Source organism: Shewanella sp. SW1 (assembly GCF_025653545.1).
Taxonomy (GTDB): domain Bacteria; phylum Pseudomonadota; class Gammaproteobacteria; order Enterobacterales; family Shewanellaceae; genus Shewanella; species Shewanella oncorhynchi.
In genome coordinates, this window is record NZ_JAKKSG010000020.1 from 89,824 (window position 1) to 104,685 (window position 14,862).

General features: G+C 43.6%; 10 protein-coding genes and 1 pseudogene. 6 read left to right on the top strand and 5 right to left on the bottom strand.

The features are described from left to right. Nucleotides 1-35: 35 nt before the first annotated feature. A complete protein-coding gene (ppsA, locus tag L5M71_RS17555; RefSeq protein WP_263207840.1) occupies nucleotides 36-2,405 on the bottom strand; it encodes a phosphoenolpyruvate synthase in 2,370 nt (789 codons plus the stop codon). Between the two features lie 124 nt (nucleotides 2,406-2,529). Between ppsA and L5M71_RS17560 the strand changes: the two genes are divergently transcribed. The 4 genes from L5M71_RS17560 to L5M71_RS17575 all read left to right on the top strand — a co-directional run bounded on the left by L5M71_RS17560 (nucleotide 2,530) and on the right by L5M71_RS17575 (nucleotide 6,117). Further along, nucleotides 2,530-3,342 carry a pyruvate, water dikinase regulatory protein gene (locus tag L5M71_RS17560; protein ID WP_028759725.1) on the top strand — a complete coding sequence of 271 codons (813 nt, stop codon included), beginning with the start codon at nucleotides 2,530-2,532 and terminating at the stop codon, nucleotides 3,340-3,342. A 182-nt stretch (nucleotides 3,343-3,524) separates the two neighbouring features. Beyond that, on the top strand, nucleotides 3,525-4,589 hold the full coding sequence (locus L5M71_RS17565; protein ID WP_028759724.1) for a 3-deoxy-7-phosphoheptulonate synthase: 1,065 nt from the start codon (nucleotides 3,525-3,527) through the stop codon (nucleotides 4,587-4,589). A 180-nt stretch (nucleotides 4,590-4,769) separates the two neighbouring features. After that, nucleotides 4,770-5,234: an acyl-CoA thioesterase gene (locus L5M71_RS17570; RefSeq protein ID WP_198572322.1), complete on the top strand. Its 465-nt coding sequence runs from the start codon at nucleotides 4,770-4,772 to the stop codon at nucleotides 5,232-5,234. A gap of 220 nt (nucleotides 5,235-5,454) precedes the next feature. After that, nucleotides 5,455-6,117, top strand: a complete 663-nt coding sequence (locus L5M71_RS17575; RefSeq protein WP_028759722.1) for a response regulator transcription factor — start codon at nucleotides 5,455-5,457, stop codon at nucleotides 6,115-6,117. 64 nt (nucleotides 6,118-6,181) lie between these two features. Here L5M71_RS17575 and cysB read toward each other — a convergent pair whose 3' ends face one another. Beyond that, nucleotides 6,182-7,165: an HTH-type transcriptional regulator CysB gene (gene cysB, locus L5M71_RS17580; RefSeq protein ID WP_263207842.1), complete on the bottom strand. Its 984-nt coding sequence runs from the start codon at nucleotides 7,163-7,165 to the stop codon at nucleotides 6,182-6,184. A 228-nt stretch (nucleotides 7,166-7,393) separates the two neighbouring features. Between cysB and zomB the strand changes: the two genes are divergently transcribed. Next, entirely contained in the window at nucleotides 7,394-8,173 is a 780-nt protein-coding gene (gene zomB, locus L5M71_RS17585) for a flagellar motor control protein ZomB (RefSeq protein WP_028759720.1), read from the top strand. 224 nt (nucleotides 8,174-8,397) lie between these two features. Here the strand turns inward: zomB and topA are convergent, their stop codons facing one another. Continuing rightward, on the bottom strand, nucleotides 8,398-11,040 hold the full coding sequence (topA, locus tag L5M71_RS17590) for a type I DNA topoisomerase (RefSeq protein ID WP_263207844.1): 2,643 nt from the start codon (nucleotides 11,038-11,040) through the stop codon (nucleotides 8,398-8,400). A gap of 330 nt (nucleotides 11,041-11,370) precedes the next feature. Between topA and astB the strand changes: the two genes are divergently transcribed. Further along, a complete protein-coding gene (gene astB, locus L5M71_RS17595) occupies nucleotides 11,371-12,705 on the top strand; it encodes an N-succinylarginine dihydrolase (RefSeq protein WP_131523320.1) in 1,335 nt (444 codons plus the stop codon). A gap of 76 nt (nucleotides 12,706-12,781) precedes the next feature. Here astB and L5M71_RS17600 read toward each other — a convergent pair. After that, a pseudogene (locus L5M71_RS17600) lies at nucleotides 12,782-14,611 on the bottom strand (Ig-like domain-containing protein); the annotation flags it as partial. 10 nt (nucleotides 14,612-14,621) lie between these two features. Next, nucleotides 14,622-14,862, bottom strand: a 241-nt coding sequence (locus tag L5M71_RS17605; RefSeq protein WP_263208127.1) for an integrase core domain-containing protein, incomplete at its 5' end; no start/stop codon positions are given.

Here is a 14,862-nt window from a genome sequence, read left to right on the forward strand (position 1 = left end):
GCTTTTTTAACAAGTTTATAAAATTACTATCTAGATCAACCGTGCGCTTCGGCTAAATACAACCAAGTATCAATCACAGTATCAGGGTTTAATGACATTGTATCTATGCCTTGTTCTACCAACCAAGCGGCAAAATCAGCGTGATCTGAAGGACCTTGACCACAAATACCTATGTAAGCGCCCTTCGCTTTAGCCGCTTTAATGGCTAATGAAAGTAGCATTTTAACGGCTTCATCACGCTCATCGAATAAATGGCTAATGATACCTGAATCACGGTCAAGGCCGAGTGTCAGCTGAGTTAAATCGTTTGAGCCGATAGAGAAACCATCGAAATGCTCAAGGAATTGGTCTGCTAACAGGGCGTTTGAAGGCACTTCACACATCATGATGACACGTAAACCGTCTTTACCACGCTCTAAACCTTGCTCTTTGAGCAGGCCGACCACTTGCTCAGCTTCTTTCACTGTGCGAACGAATGGGATCATGACTTCAACGTTTTTCAGACCCATGTCATTACGAACGCGTTTGATCGCTTCACACTCAAGGGCAAAACAGTCACGGAAGGATTCAGAGATATAACGGCTCGCACCGCGGAAGCCCAGCATTGGGTTCTCTTCTTCTGGCTCGTATCGGTCACCACCAACCAAGTTTGCGTATTCGTTAGACTTAAAGTCTGACATACGTACGATCACTTTCTTCGGATAGAAAGCTGAACCGATAGTCGCAATACCTTCAACTAGACGGGCAATGTAGAACTCAACGGGTGATTCGTAACCAGCAATCATTTCGTTGATTTCAGTTTGCAGCGCTGCATCCTGTTGATTGAATTCGAGCAGTGCCTTTGGATGGATGCCGATCATACGGTTGATGATGAATTCTAAACGCGCTAGACCCACACCTTCGTTTGGCAAACGGGCAAAATCAAATGCACGATCAGGGTTACCCACGTTCATCATGATTTTCATTGGCAATGCAGGCAGAGAGTCAACACGGTTTGAAATCACTTCAAACTCTTGTTTACCTTCGTAGATAAAGCCAGTGTCACCTTCGGCGCAAGAAACAGTCACGATTTGACCATTCTTGATACGGTCAGTCACGTCACCACAACCCACCACAGCTGGCACACCTAATTCGCGGGCGATAATCGCCGCATGACAGGTACGACCGCCACGGTTTGTGACGATAGCACTTGCGCGCTTCATGATAGGTTCCCAATCAGGATCTGTCATGTCTGTCACTAACACATCACCAGGTTGGATTTGATCCATATCGGCGATTGACGTTAATACTTTGGCTACGCCAGTACCCACTTTATGGCCAATAGCGCGACCTTCACAGATCACAGCGCCACGGCTCTTTAAGTGATAACGTTCAATCAATTGCACATCTTCACGGCTACGAACCGTTTCTGGACGCGCTTGAACGATATACAATTTGCCATCGTTGCCGTCTTTTGCCCATTCGATGTCCATTGGACGACCGTAATGTTTTTCGATCACCATGGCTTGTTTGGCTAATTCTTCGACTTCAGCGTCATTGATAGAGAATTGACGACGTTTGTCAGCAGTCACGTCTTCAATTTTGACTTGTTTGCCGTGAGCAGCATCATCTGAATACACCATTTGGATGAGCTTGCTACCGATATTACGGCGCACAACAGCCTTGTGACCTAAGGCTAAAATAGGTTTATGAACATAAAATTCATCTGGGTTTACCGCGCCTTGAACAACCATTTCACCCAGACCAAAAGATGAAGTGATAAACACCACATCGTTATTGCCAGATTCAGTGTCCATAGTGAACATCACACCTGAAGCCGCTTTATCTGAACGAACCATGCGTTGTACGCCAGCAGACAAGGCAACACCGTGGTGCTCATAACCTTGATGCACACGGTAGGAAATAGCGCGATCGTTAAAGAGTGAAGCGTACACATGCTTGATCGCTGTCAGTACGGATTCAAATCCTTTTACGTTTAAGAAGGTTTCTTGCTGACCCGCAAAAGAGGCATCTGGCATATCTTCAGCTGTTGCAGAAGAACGTACCGCGAATGACGCTTCGCTAGTTTCAGCGGCAAGTTTATCGTAAGCTTCACGAATCGCTTGCTCTAATGCTGGTTGAAATGGAGTGTCGATAACCCACTGTCTGATCTGTGCACCTACTTTAGCCAGCGCATTGACATCATCTACATCCAGTGTGGCTAGAATGTCATAAATCTTCTGGTTAACTCCGCTTTGTTCAAGGAACTCGTTGAACGCATGGGAAGTTGTCGCAAATCCGCCAGGTACTTGAACACCGGCATTGGCCAGATTGCTGATCATCTCGCCTAGAGAAGCATTTTTACCGCCAACCAAGTTGACGTCACCCATGCCTAATTCTTGATACCAGAGTACGTATTGCTGCACAGTTCTATCTCCGCAAGTTTATTTCAGTGGCCCCTTCACACGAGGGCAGCGGCATTTTACACTCCTGTCGAACACGCGTAAATCTATAATTTTATTTGTAATTTTATTACTACAAGAGGTCAGTATGGCACCAAAAGTATTCTATATCTCCGACGGGACAGCGATCACAGCTGAAGTTTTTGGTCATGCGGTTCTCTCGCAATTTCCATTAGAATTTGAGTCACTTACGATTCCATTTGTCGAAACATTGACGAAAGCGGAGCAAGTTAAGCGACAAATTAATGATTGTTTTATTACAACAGGTGAGCGGCCGTTAGTATTCCATTCCATCGTAAAAGCCGAGATCCGCGACATCATCTACTCGAGTGAAGGGGTTGATTATGATTTTTTGAATACTTTTGTGGCCCCACTCGAACAACATTTAGGTGTTTCTGCCTCTCCAGTTGTACATAGAACCCATGGAAAAGCGAATCACGGCTATGAAGCGCGTATTGATGCCATTAATTTCGCCATGGATAACGATGATGGCCAGACCATGAAACATATGGATCAAGCCGATCTGGTTTTACTTGGGGTCTCTCGCTGTGGCAAAACGCCATCGAGCCTGTATTTATCAATGCAGTTCGGCATAAAAGCGGCAAACTACCCTTTCACCGAAGATGATATGGATAACCTTAAGTTACCTGAAGCGCTGAAACGCAATAAGAAAAAACTGTTTGGTTTAACGATTGATCCCGTGCGTTTACATGAAATCCGTCAGAGTCGAATGGAGAATAGCCGCTACTCATCGCTCAAACAGTGCCGCTTAGAAGTCAAAGAAGTTGAAATGCTGTTTAAACGAGAACGCATTCCTTACATAGACACCACTAATCATTCCGTGGAAGAAATTGCCACTAAAATATTAGATGTCACGGGCCTAGAACGGCATATGTTCTAAGCCTAATAAGCCAAAATCAGCAAAAGAAACCGAGTGAATTTAGTCTAAAAGAAACTAACTTAAATCAAATTCATTGCACAGTTGCCGACAATTAACGCAATTGGCACTGTGCAACTCGGTTCGATTCGTTATAATCCGAGGCAATCTGGCGAAAAGCGCCGCACGCAAGCTCGGTATTTTGAATGACCATAAAAACAGACGAACTACGCACTTCCTTATTAGCAAAAGTCATCTCACCTGCGCAACTGGCATCTGAGTTCCCATTAACTCAAGATGCAGCCGATTATCTGGTTCAGCAACGTCGTGAAGTCGAAGCCATCATTATGGGTGAAGACCAACGTCTATTGGTGATCATAGGCCCATGTTCAATCCACGATACTAAAGCGGCATTAGATTATGCTCAACGCTTAGCCGCGTTACACCAAGAATTGAAAGATGACTTGTGTATCTTAATGCGCGTCTATTTTGAAAAACCCCGCACAATTGTCGGTTGGAAAGGATTAATTTCAGATCCCGATCTCGATGGCAGTTTCGAACCAAACAAAGGTTTACGCATTGCCCGCGAATTGCTGCAACAAATCACTGAATTAAAATTGCCTATCGCCACCGAATTTTTAGATATGGTGAACGGTCAGTACATAGCGGATCTCATTACTTGGGGCGCTATTGGTGCGCGTACTACGGAAAGCCAAGTCCACCGTGAAATGGCTTCGGCACTGTCTTGCCCCGTTGGTTTTAAAAATGGTACTGATGGGAACATCAATATTGCCGTTGATGCAGTTCGTGCCGCACAAGTACCACATGTTTTCTATTCACCGGATAAAGATGGCGCTATGGCGGTCTATCGCACCCACGGCAACCCGTTTGGCCATATCATCCTACGTGGTGGCAAAAAACCTAATTATCACGCACAAGATATCGAAGAAGCGCGTCAACAGCTTGCATCTGTTGGGGTAACTCAACGTATGGTTATCGATTTCAGCCACGGAAACAGTGAGAAGAACCATCTCAAACAGCTGATGGTCGCCGATGAAATTATGACTCAAATGCGTGCTGGCAGCACTGCCATCGCAGGTATTATGGCTGAAAGCTTCTTACAAGAAGGTAATCAAAAAGTCGTTGAAGGCCAGCCACTCTGTTATGGCCAAAGTATCACAGACGCCTGCTTACATTGGGACGACTCTGAAATTCTGCTACGTAAGCTCGCAGCGGCTTCCCGCGAAAGAAAAGCACTGTTAACCAAATAAATCTGAAGTAAAATAAATCGTCCAATAAAAAACCGATCTCATTTCGGTTTTTTTATTGGAAGCATGACATTATCCTCAGTCATATGCCTACTGCAGGTTAAAGCCTGTAGTTTTCTATCTTTAACCACCATAAATCTTTATAATTCGAGCTTATTTTGCTGCATTACCTTAGGTTGCTGTATGTCGCTTACCCCCATGCCCACAAACACCGAAAATACCTCACGAATCGAAGCCGCTGAAACACCTTTTCCTGACGCGATTCAAACTCGAATTGATTCCTCAGAAGCGCGTGTGATTAAAGCAGTATTTCCCTCAATCACCAACCATCACAATACGTTATTTGGTGGCGAAGCTTTAGCGTGGATGGATGAAACAGCCTTTATTGCGGCAACTCGTTTCTGCCGTAAAACCTTAGTCACAGTGAGTTCCGATAGAATTGATTTTAAAAAGCCTATCCCAGCTGGCACACTAGCCGAACTCATCGCTCGTGTGATCCATGTAGGTAATACGTCATTAAAAGTTGAAGTCAACATCTATGTCGAAGACATGTATCAAGACCATCGAGAGCATGCCATACGTGGTGTGTTCACCTTTGTTGCGGTTGACGAACAACGAAATCCCACAAAAGTGTGGACATATGGGTAGTTTTTAGACGATTTTAAAGTATAGGTTAGCCCGTACTTTCGGGCTTTCAATTGAAACAATACGGTCCATCTTTTTCCCCGTAAAACGCCGACCAAAGTCTAACAACCAGAAACATATCAAAATTTTGTCCTTATTCCTGAATAAAGCAATAGGATCCTTGATTACTTTTCTGTTACATTGAGTTCAATCTTCACGCGCACCGAACATAATCATAAAAGCCATGAAGCTAGAAAACTTAAATATTATTATCGCAGACGATCATCCATTGTTCAGAAATGCACTACGTCAAGCGCTGACCAGCGCTTTCGAACATGCACAGTGGTTTGAAGCAGACAGTGCTGACGCACTGCAATCTGTATTGGATGTTCGAAGCGTCGATTACGATCTTGTACTGTTAGATCTGCAGATGCCGGGGTCCCACGGCTACTCCACACTTATCCACCTACGCTCACATTATCCTGAGTTACCCGTTGTGGTGATTTCAGCCCACGAGGATATCAATACCATTAGCCGTGCGATTCATTATGGCAGCAGTGGTTTTATCCCTAAATCAGCTTCAATGGAAACCCTAAAAGAGGCGCTAAGTGCGGTGTTATTCGGTGATATTTGGTTGCCTAAAGGCACTGAGATTATTGCTATCAATGACGATGCCATTGATAAAATGGCCAGCAAGTTATCCGATCTCACGCCGCAACAATATAAAGTGTTGCAGATGTTTGCCGAAGGTTTATTAAATAAACAAATAGCCTACGATCTTGGCGTGTCTGAGGCGACCATCAAGGCGCACGCTACCGCCATATTTAGAAAACTTGGCGTTCGCAACCGCACTCAAGCAGTTATTGCCCTTGCGCAACTCGAGATGGATAAAGTCGATTTATCTTAATCGCTAAACCCATAAAAAATGCCGCTTTTATTAGCGGCATTTTTATGTTTGTAAATCATCCACGTTAACGCATTGGCAGATTTTTATCGGCAAACATTTCATCTATGAGCTGTTGATCCCGTAATGCTACGGCTTTCTCCACCACATCACGGGTTAAATGCGGCGCAAAATGCTGAATAAAATCATACATATAACTGCGCAAGAAACTGCCCTTCCTAAAACCAATTTTAGTCGTACTGTGGGCAAACAAATGGCCAGCATCAATAGCGACTAAATCTTTATCAACATTTGGATCAATGGCCATAGACGCGATGACCCCCACGCCTAATCCTAAACGAACATAGGTTTTAAGCACGTCGGCACTGGTCGCACTAAAGACAACACGCGGCTCTAAATTGGCCCGATTGAACGCTTTCTCAATTTCAGAAGCACGGTCAAAACCAAAGACATAGGTCACTAAGGGGAAACGGGCTAAATCTTCGATACTAATCAAGCTGACTTGATTGCGGGTCGCAAGAGGATGGTCTTTGGGTACAACGATAGAGCGGTTCCAGTGGTAACAAGGCAACATGATCAGATCTGAATATAAATGCATTGCTTCGGTCGCAATGGCAAAATCTGCATCACCGCGAGCAGCCTGTTCGCTGATCTGAGACGGTGTCCCTTGGTGCATATGCAAGTTCACTTTAGGATAGCGATCAATAAACTGACGAATTATCGTCGGTAATGCATAGCGTGCCTGAGTATCTGTTGTGGAAATATTTAACTCACCTTGATCTGGCTTAGTATATTCTTCAGACACTTTTTTGATACTTTCAACTTTACCTAAAATATCATTGGCAATGCTGATCACTTGCAAACCCGCAGGTGTCACATGGGTTAAATGCTTACCGCTACGACCAAATATTTGGATCCCCAACTCATCTTCAAGCATACGAACTTGTTTACTGATCCCAGGTTGAGAGGTATACAAGTTTTCAGCTGTCGCCGATACATTGAGGTTATGTTTTACGACCTCAGCAATATACCTGAGTTGTTGCAGTTTCATCTTATTTCCTTGTCTCAAACACGTAAAATGCCATTAACAACTGAGCCCTCAAAGCACTCTCAGCTATAATCAATCGTTATAGTATATAGTAAAAATTAAAGCAAATAGGAATATAGAGCACAAGTCTACAGATTCATACGACAGAAATGATAACCTAGGCTAAGATAACTATGCTAGTTTATTGATTTATTGTAGCATTAGCTCAATTGGATAAATAATGGAACATCTATGTCATTCACCTTGGTTCTGATCCTCATCGGTGCGCTTTTACTGCTTGTTATCGGAATTAACGTATTACAGCAACAAAAAGAACGTGTAGAGGCTGAGCGTCGCATTGAATTTGCCCGTCAAAGAGCAATTATCGATGAAACTGAAACTGTGTTATCAAACACAGGAATGATGCCTTGTAGCACGAATATAGTGTTGGTTTTGTACCGGCGTGTACAAGATGCCTTGCAATCTGCAACAGCGATCAGTAATGGCCAACAACAGTCAGACTACCAACGCCGCTTAGCCGATATTAATAATCAAATAACAAGCTTACAGTCTGGACAACCTCAAACTCCTCCAATTGAGAATTTCAGACTACCCGATAATGACAAACAAATTTTAGCGCTTGTTCAAACCTTAAAAAAATTAAAGGCGATACTCAGAGCCGAGCATAATAAAGGTAAAGTCGATCCGAGCATTTTTGCTCAAGAAGAAAGCCGCATCGACAGTTTACAGCTCAGAATTAATGTCGATTCTATGCTTTCTCGTGCCCGCGCGGCCAGTTTTATGAAGCAATATGGCTCATCAAAACAAATGGTAACCAAAGCCCTATCAACATTACACGCCATTAAGGCACAAACGCCTAATGATCCCTTCATTGGGCGTAAAGTCGATGAGGCTAAACAATTACTTGATGAAATTATGGGTGCACAGAAACAATCTGAGCCCAGTGCGCCTAGACCTAAAAATGAAGAAGATGATATCGATATGCTGTTTCAACCTAAAAAGAAATGGTGATCAGTCTCTATTTGCTTACCGTTAAGTTGAATTAGCGACACATTTGCCACCATTCTATCGCGTCATTGTGAGTCAGTTTGTATCTGTAAGTGTAAAGTACTCAACATGTTTAAATTATTATCTATAGCAACAAATTAATATCGGAAAAACGCAAACAAAAAGCCAAGTCATATTTGACTTGGCTTTTTGTTGTTCTCTTAGCGTTAAGCTAGCTTAATCCGTCGCTATGCGCCTTTCTTGGCCTTCTTGGTAGATTCACTCACCCACTTCCCATTGACGTAATGCGCAGACCAACCCGTGGCTTTACCATCGACTTCAGTCGCAACGTATTGCTCTTTCGTCTTACGGCTAAACTTCACCGCAGCCTTATTGCCTTCATCATCAGTGACGGGCGCATCCGCTAAATACTGATACTTAGGCCATAGCAGCTCACGGTATTGAACCAGTTCCTCAACCAGAGGCGCACGGGTTTCACGTGATTTAGGGAAAGTACTAGCCGCTAAGAAGATACCCGCCGCACCATCACGTAATACGAAATGGGCATCCGATTTACTGCATTTCAGTTCGGGTAAATAAATAGGATCTTCTTTTGGCGGCGCCGCCTCACCATTTTTCAACAGTTTACGAGTATTTTTACATTCCTCGTTAGTACAACCGAAATACTTACCAAAACGACCATTCTTCAGTTCCATATCGTGACCACAGCGATCACACTCAATCAGTGGACCTTCATAGCCTTTGATCTTGAATTGGCCTTCTTCGACTTCATAGCCTTCACAGATTGGATTGTTACCGCAGACGTGTAACTTACGCTTCTCATCGATCAGGTAACTGTCCATTGCCGTGCCACAAATACTACAACGGTGCTTCGCACGCAGTGCATCTGTTTCGGCATCTTCACTGTTTTCGCTAATCGCCTCAACGCCAGGCGTGAGGTTCATCGTCGTCTTACAGCGTTCTTTAGGAGGCAATTCATAACCAGAGCAACCAAGGAAAACCCCAGTCGTTCCAGTGCGGATCCCCATAGAACGACCACAAGTTGGGCACTTGATATCCGTCATCACCATTTGGTTAAGACGCATGCCACCTTCTTCGGGATCTAGCTCCGCTTTTTCTAATTGCTTAGTAAAGTCAGCATAGAAACCATCGAGTACTTTTTTCCAGTCTAACTCGCCCCGAGCCACATCATCTAATGTTTGCTCCATGCTGGCGGTAAAGTCATAGCTCATCAAATCAGCAAAACTGCTCACCAATCGTTCGCTGACAATTTCACCCATTTTTTCGGCATAGAAACGACGATTTTCGACTTTTACATAACCACGATCTTGAATCGTTGAAATGATGGTTGCGTAGGTTGAAGGGCGGCCAATACCGCGTTTTTCTAATTCTTTTACTAAAGAAGCTTCGCTGTATCGTGCTGGCGGCTTAGTAAAATGTTGTTTAGGCTGCAATTCTTTTAATGCTAATACATCGCCCTGAGCCACGAATGGTAACGTATTGTCTTCTTCGTTTTTCTTCTTAAGCGCTGTTTGTACGCGAGTCCAACCATCAAAACGTAAGGTACGTCCCGTGGCTTTGAGCTCATAATCGCCCGCTTTTACGGTCAACTTAGTGGCATCATATTGTGCAGGTGTCATTTGACATGAGACAAACTGGCGCCAAATCAGCTCATATAAGCGCTGAGCGTCACGTTCCATGTCAGATAAGGTCGCTGCTTGCACTTGAACGTTTGATGGGCGAATCGCTTCGTGAGCTTCTTGTGCGCCTTCTTTTGATCCGTATCGAATCGGTTCGGCGGGTAGATACTTATCACCAAATTCTTTGGCAATCATATCGCGCAAGTTTTCAACGGCTTCTTGACTCAAATTGGTCGAGTCGGTACGCATATAAGTGATATGACCAGCTTCGTAAAGTCGCTGCGCCATCATCATGGTCTTCTTTACACCAAAACCTAAACGTGTACTCGCGGCCTGTTGCAGTGTCGACGTAATAAAAGGAGCCGATGGTTTACTTTGAGTCGCTTTATCTTCGCGGGCCAGCACAGTAAAACTTGCCGCAGATAACGCTTGAACCGCAGCCATCGCTTGCTGTTCATTGATAGGATTAAAGGCAGCATCTAGATGCTTAACCACTTCCATCCGCAAAGCTTCTTGAGCGGGCGTATTGAGCTCTGCGTGTACATCCCAAAATTCTTCAGGCACAAAGGCTTTGATTTCGCTTTCGCGTTCGACCACTAAACGCACGGCAACCGACTGCACTCGCCCAGCGGATAAACCACGAGCGACTTTTTTCCACAGCAGAGGCGACACCATAAAACCGACAACTCTGTCTAAGAAGCGGCGCGCTTGTTGGGCATTAACCATGTTAGTGTCGAGTGTCGACGGTTTACTAAAAGCATCTTGAATCGCAGACTTAGTAATTTCGTTGAAAACAACACGTTGATACCGTGAAGGATCACCACCAATCACCTCTTGCAAATGCCAGGCGATAGCTTCTCCCTCACGGTCTAAGTCGGTTGCGAGATAGATTTGGTCAGCAGAATCGGCAAGTGCCTGTAACTCTTTAACGACTTTTTCTTTACCCGGTAAAATTTGGTACTTAGCCGCCCAGCCCTTTTCAGGGTTTACGCCCATACGAGACACTAGCGCTTGCTGATCTTTCACCTTTTTATATTGAGCTTTTTCTTCTGGCGACATCTTCTTAACTTCGGCAGCGGATTTAACCTTTTCATTGCCTTCTGAAGTCGATGATGTCGGCAGATCACGGATGTGACCTACGCTCGATTTAACGATGAATTCTTTGCCAAGATATTTATTAATAGTCTTAGCTTTGGCCGGTGATTCGACAATAACTAGCGATTTACCCATAGTTTAATTTGCGCCAAAAAATCTCAAGAAGGTGGAAATTGGCACCATATATAGAGGGTTGTACTGATAGTTTCAAGTTAATCCCTCTTTTATATGTACCAGCGAGTCACTTTTTAATCAAAGTTGAAAAAATGTAAAAATATAATATGCGTAATTAAAAACTAATATTTCATTATTTGCCAGCAAGCAAGAAATAGTTATGCATTTATCGTGAAAAAGTCGCTTTGAGCACAAAACCGTCCGCTTGTGCACTCGAAAAGCTTCAGTATACTGGGTTCCCTCAGGGACCATATGAACAAATAATAACTTTCCCTATCACAAGGATAAGCAATGAAGCACTTTGAAGCGAATTTTGATGGACTCGTTGGACCAACACACAATTACGCAGGGTTGTCTTTTGGCAATGTCGCCTCACTTAGCAATGCCGCCTTAGTTTCCAACCCCAAAGCTGCTGCAAAACAAGGACTCCAAAAAGCCAAAGCACTAGCCGATATGGGCATGGTTCAAGGAATATTAGCTCCTCAAGAGCGCCCAGACCTCTATACATTGCGCCGAATTGGATTTTCTGGCTCTGATGCTAATGTATTAAAACAAGCGGCAAAAGAAGCGCCCATATTACTTAATGCCTGTTGCAGTGCTTCCAGTATGTGGACAGCCAATGCCGCTACCGTCTCACCAAGTGCAGATACACGTGACGGCAAACTGCATTTTACCCCAGCAAATTTAGTCGATAAACTGCATCGCAGCATCGAGCCTTTGACAACGGGGCGCATATTAACAGCAACTTTCAGTGATCCCCACTATTTTCATCACCATAGTCACTTACCTGAGCATAATAGCTTCGGTGATGAAGGTGCCGCAAACCACACTCGTCTCTGCAATGAATACGGCCATGCTGGTGTTGAGCTGTTTGTTTATGGACAAGAAGCCACCAATCCCAACGCACCTAAACCGCAAAAATATCCAGCAAGACAAACCTTAGAAGCGTCGATGGCAGTCGCACGCTTACACCAGCTGGAAGACGATAATTGCGTCTTCATCCAACAGAATCCTGATGTAATTGATCAAGGTGTATTCCATAACGATGTTATCGCAGTAGGTAATCAAAATGTCCTGTTCTACCACGAACAAGCCTTCTTAAATACCCAGAATAAGATCGATGAAATTAAACGTAAACTCGACACTGAGCTGTATTTCATTGAAGTGCCCACCGCGAAAGTAGCAATTAACGACGCAGTCAAAAGCTATTTATTCAATACTCAAATTATTACATTGCCATCCGGTGAAATGGCAATTATTGCCCCAACGGATTGCCAAGAAAATCCCGCGGTATTTGCCTATTTGAACGAATTACTCACGTTAAACACGCCGATTAAGCAAGTGCTTTATTTCGACGTAAAACAAAGCATGCAAAACGGTGGCGGCCCTGCCTGTCTTCGTTTACGTGTCGCCATGAATGAAGTGGAAGTCGCAGCGGTAAATCAACACACTCTGATGAATGATGCTTTATTTACTCGTTTAAACCTTTGGGTAGACAAACATTATCGAGACAGATTAACCACCCAAGATCTTGCAGACCCTCAGCTAATCATCGAATCTCGAACAGCTCTGGATGAACTGACACAGATCATGAAACTAGGTAGCGTGTATCAGTTCCAGCGTTAATGAATAAATATAATTCCAAAGACTAGATACTAAAAAGCGCACAATTAAGTGCGCTTTTATTCGTTTACCTTAAAAATTATAAGATATTTACAGCTATCGAAAGCACCTCTGTAACCGTATTATTAGGTGTCGTCACAGTGACAAGTAATGTACCAGAATTAGGCTTATCTTCGCCTTTTAATGATACGGTAAAATCACGACCGCCATTATGATTAGAGCTTGGCCAAGTATATTGACTTGAGCTAGTGACAGAACCAGCACTTGTTGTAAAACTCACAATTGAACCTGCAGGCATTTGCTGATTATGAACATCTGAAATAGTAAAAGATACTGAAGCGACTCCCTTACCGAAGATTTGAACTGCGCCACCCAAATGCTCATTCGCCACGATCACAGTGATAGGCTTACCATCAGCATCAACAGCAGGTACTTTTTCTTGATCAATGATTTTTACATCACGCTTATCAGTTGCATAGGCGGTGCTACCCGACATAACCATGACAATACTTCGACGCACATAAAGCGACTTCGATTGACTTATGCCATCAGCACAACCAGCATGAACAGGATCAGAACATAATACACCATTATATTTATCGTCTTTTACATCAAAGACCCCATTCGAATTAAAATCAATTAATTCTTCTAGCTCACCACCTAATTGCCCACTGGCCTGCTGCGGATTAAAAATACCATCTTCATTATAATCGTTAAATGCATCATTTAAATCAAATGATTGGCCCGTAACATCCTTACCCGTAAGAAATGTTGTCATTTCGCTAGCATCAAAACGACCATTACCGTTCAGATCAGGAAATGATTCCTCACCAATAGCGGTTGCTGTAATAGTTGCTCGTCCACCGTATTTCTGACCATAAAAATTCCCATAAACGCCTAATGCCGGATATTCAACCATATCTGCTTTAGGGTTTAGAATCATCTCTCCGGCACCATCAATAATAACCTTACCCTCTGGTCGTGGTAATTGACTAGTCCATTTAACAGAACATGCCCCTTTTATCGTTTGGCACGCATCCTCTATTGAGCCCCCCTCTGTCGTAAAGGAAACCGTGGTGCCATTAGGCACTGGGTTATTAAACGCATCCGCTAAACGTGCAGTAACTAACACCTCAGTGCCATCCCGATTCCATCCCTCTGCATTTAATACTTCTGCTGATAATGAAAGACTGTCTTGATCAGGAATACCCGTCGAAATAATCAATTGACTCGATTGACTTGATATTGCAGGAATAGAATTATCATCGACTGTCGCCGTTACCCTTAAAGATGTGGCAACCGTTCCTGTAGTCACGACTGTTTGCACCAGCCCTTCATTATTAGTCGTGGCCTCGAGTGGTGCTAACTTGACACCACCCACGCCAGTATTTAAATTAAACTTCACATTCTGATTACTTACAAAGTTACCATTCTTATCTAAAACTCTAAACTTAACCACTGACGATTCAATACCACCAGTGCCAAGAATACTGATATTTTCTGGGATTGCAGATACGAATACTATACTTCCTATCTCAGACCGTAAAACATTAATCTTTCCGACCGCCGACAAACTAATACCACCCGCATTCGCTGTCACATTAATTTGGTCTTCTCCTACACAGCCTTGTGCTAAATAGGTTGAAGTTGCAACACCATTACTGGATGATACTGGCGAACTTATTTGTGCTTGAGCTGGTATTTTAGTTGCACAGGTTGAAGAGAAATTCACATCCACAGGTTGTGTAAATGGATTACCTAGATCATCTTGAATTAATACTGAGATACTTGCTGTACCACCAGCAGAAACTGTTGTACTACTTATGGCAGCCTGACCTTTAACAAATGGAACTCCACTACCCATAACTACATTTGTTGCACCTACCACCACTATCGTATTACCTAGCTCTCTATAGTGGTCAACTAAATTTGGCCACAGCTTTAGAATCTTCCCAAAATCGTCGCTCTGATTCATTTGGGCTCAATCCTGCATTGTAATGATGTGGCCTGACTTCACAGTAATAACCAATGATGTAATCGGTCACATCTTGTTTAGCTTCGCTAAAACTCTTGTAGCCTTGTGTCGGGAGCCATTCCGTTTTTAAACTTCTGAAAAACCGCTCCATTGGCGCATTATCCCAGCAGTTACCGCGACGGCTC